Genomic DNA, 3094 nt, shown 5'->3' on the forward strand with positions numbered 1-3094 from the left:
TGGCGCCCTGCGCGCCCAGCAGGGCCTGTACCTCAGCACCTGGAAACGCAGCAACGCCCAGGGCGCCCAGCTCGACGTCAGCGAAGCCCAGCAACAACTGCAGAACAGCGAGCAACGCCTCAAAACCCTGTCCGATACCGCCAAGCAGCACAACGCCGATGCTCTGCAAGCGGGCCTCGACAGCCTGACCCAACTCAACGCCGATACCGACGTCATTTATGGCAACGACAACAGCAGCCCGAGCCAAGGCCCAAGCGAACAGCAACGCAACGGCGGCGACACCGCGTGGGCCATCCGCAGCGGCGGACGCGGCAAGACCCCGGGGTACCAGAAGCCACTGCTGATCGCCTCCTCCCCGGCCGATATCGCCACCGCCACGCCACAGAACACCCACCTGCACAGCGGCAAGCATCTGACGGTGAGTACCGGCGAAGATGTCAGCATCGCCAGCGGCAAGTCATTGCTGGCAAGCGTGGTGCAAAGCATCAGCCTGTTTGCGCAGAACGCCGGGGCCAAATTGTTTGCAGCCAAGGGCAAGGTCGAATTGGAAGCGCAAAGTGATGCCATGGAACTGACTGCGCTGCAAAACATTAAGCTCACGTCGCTGGAACAGTTGATCGAGATGTCGGCACAGAAAGAAATTCTGCTTACCAGCGGTGGTGCTTATATCCGCATCAAGGGTAGCAATATCGAGGTGCATGCGCCGGGGACCATCGACATCAAGGGCGCGAAAAAGACGCTGGATGGGCCGGCCAGTATGGAGCACTCGTTCAAGGAGCTACCCACCGGTCCTGCCTCTGGCATGTATGACGAACAGAATCGATTGATCACTAGCTTCGGCGTTCCGCTAGAAAACGTCGCCGTTGAAGTCGAATCAGCTGACGGCGGAAAAAGGGTCTATTTCACCGACCGGGAAGGCACCACCCCACGCTTCTTCAGCGACAACGAAAGCACCGCCAAGGTGAGACTTGTGCCTGATGAATTCGTGGTGCCCCAGGACGCGGATACATTCGTACCGAGAACAAAGCGATGAAGCAAGATTTCAAGTTTAACGATAACGCTTGCTCTGTGAATGACCTCAATCCGGGCTGTAAAGAGTTATGGACAATTGGTCAACAAGAGGCAATACGGCGACTCTCAGTCAAAACTCGCATAGCCTTCAAAAGCACAGCAAGCTATGAAGTGGTAAAAAACTTCAGCGTCCGAGCCGAGAGAATTGCTGCGAATTACGCCAAGATTTACTTAGAACAAGAGAACAACGGCAAGCCCAATCTGAAGGGGCGATTCTATTGGACCGGCCTTGCGGCATTTGCCAGCAAGCAGGTCATGTGTGCGCTGGACTACGCCAGCAGCAGCAAGTGGCGCTATCTACCGCCCGCTGTACCACCTTTTGAAATCACAAAGCTTTACTTAGGCAAAGGAAACTTTTGGCTATTTCAAGATATTTTTGTTTGGCACTGGTTCTACATCAACCACCCAGAGCAATTCAAAAAGTGCATAAATGACCGCAACTGGGAAAATTACACCGACTGCTTCAAGTCTGCCTTTAAGGAACTGCCCTGGCTCAACGAGGCGCTACAAAAAATCAACAACCTTAAAAAAACAGACTATTTGGAACAAGGCTTTGATTTTATTTCACAAGTTGAACGCTACCCAGAAGGCGAGTTGCGACAACGCCGGCAACTCGCCTCGCTTATGGCGATTGCCAACCATGAGCAATTAATGATTTTGCAACCCTTGATATATGAAAGCAAAGACTTCAAAGCGCTTCTGAACAGCCAAGCACTGATGGAAGGACACTTCGGAGTTCCACGGCGCCTAGCGGCGATGAGCACGGCATGTGAAACCAATGACGAAGAGTACGACTCTGTCATGACAGAAGGCAAACTGCATGACGCCAATGACAGAATGAAATTCATCACCGACATCGCCAAAAACTACCACAGACTAATGAAAGCCAAAAGCAAATATATGCTTGAAAACCTTCAAACGATAGCCGGCTGGAGTGATAATGTTTAAATGGATGGCCCTGGCGTCTTTTTTGTTTCTAACAGCTTGCGGAGGCGATGAAATGAGCAGCGAGAAGCTCACAATACAATTCCACATCAATGGCGATATTGAAACCGCCCAAGCAAAATCTTCGATAAAATTCGATAAAGACTGCATGCTTGGCATTTGTCTTTACAAATATTCGCTGTCTTTTAGCGGTAATCAACGCGCAACCATTTTCATGAACTCCAACACTGCCACCAGCCTGAGCTTTCACGATGCAGTCGCTGTAACACTTGGCACCTATGAAAGTGACATAATTAATGATGCCAATATTACACTGGGCGGGGTCACACCAAACTCTCCGCACGCTCAAGCAATGACATATTTCTACACGCTGGTAGAATCACTACTCGATAAGGGCTGGGCGCGTTACATCATGCCAAATGAAGCCAGAATATCTGGGCATGAAGCCAAGAAATTTGAGAGCGTCGATGAAATCAATGGCAAGCCAGTGGGTACAGGCCCTTGGCGCGACCCTTCATTGAAATTGAGCGTGCAAGAATGGTTGGCGCTACCCATGTTCAATGATTGGTACTTTTACAAAGATGGCGTTTACCTGACCTTGAGTATGCAGCGAGAAAACAGTACAGATGCGCCGGCCGATAAAGGCTCCTATCTGTTCACATTGGATGTTCGTTCAGAGCCAGAATTTTACAAAGATTTTCTTGCTAGCGACGACCGCGAAGACTGGAAAAAACTCCTCCCCGCCGAACTCAAACGCATGGCCCAGGAACGCGCCCAAACCGAAGCACGCCTGAAAAAAATGGGCATCGCCATCGATGAGGACTACCAGGACCCGCCTATCAAGGCCCTGGAATAACCACCCGATCAGCCCCCACTCAGGAGACCTCTTGTCATGGACCTGACCTTCGGCACCCCGCTTTCGCAAAGCGGCCGTCTGCTGCAACTGACCACCCCGTTAGGGGCCGATCAGCTGCAAGCCTTGCGCGCCCACGGCGTCGAGCGCATTGGCCGCATCCCGCGCTACACCCTCGATGTGCTGGTGCAGGACACCGAGTACGACCCGGAAAAACTCATCGGC

The 3094-nt window shown here is 52.2% G+C and carries 4 protein-coding genes; all 4 read left to right on the plus strand.

Annotated elements, in window-relative coordinates:
* Positions 1–1033: DUF2345 domain-containing protein (locus tag PFU01S_RS21310; protein WP_042139935.1), on the plus strand; the 1033-nt coding region annotated here is incomplete at its 5' end.
* Positions 1030–2019, plus strand: coding sequence for a DUF2515 family protein (locus PFU01S_RS21315; RefSeq protein WP_081783985.1), 990 nt, complete (start codon positions 1030–1032; stop codon positions 2017–2019). The genes PFU01S_RS21310 and PFU01S_RS21315, both read left to right, overlap by 4 nt.
* A gap of 52 nt (positions 2020–2071) precedes the next feature.
* A complete protein-coding gene (locus PFU01S_RS22260) occupies positions 2072–2872 on the plus strand; it encodes a hypothetical protein (protein WP_156041703.1) in 801 nt (266 codons plus the stop codon).
* 36 nt (positions 2873–2908) lie between these two features.
* The coding region (locus PFU01S_RS21325) for a hypothetical protein (protein WP_042139939.1) at positions 2909–3094 on the plus strand (186 nt) is incomplete at its 3' end.

This window comes from Pseudomonas fulva NBRC 16637 = DSM 17717, from assembly GCF_000730565.1.
Classification (GTDB): domain Bacteria; phylum Pseudomonadota; class Gammaproteobacteria; order Pseudomonadales; family Pseudomonadaceae; genus Aquipseudomonas; species Aquipseudomonas fulva.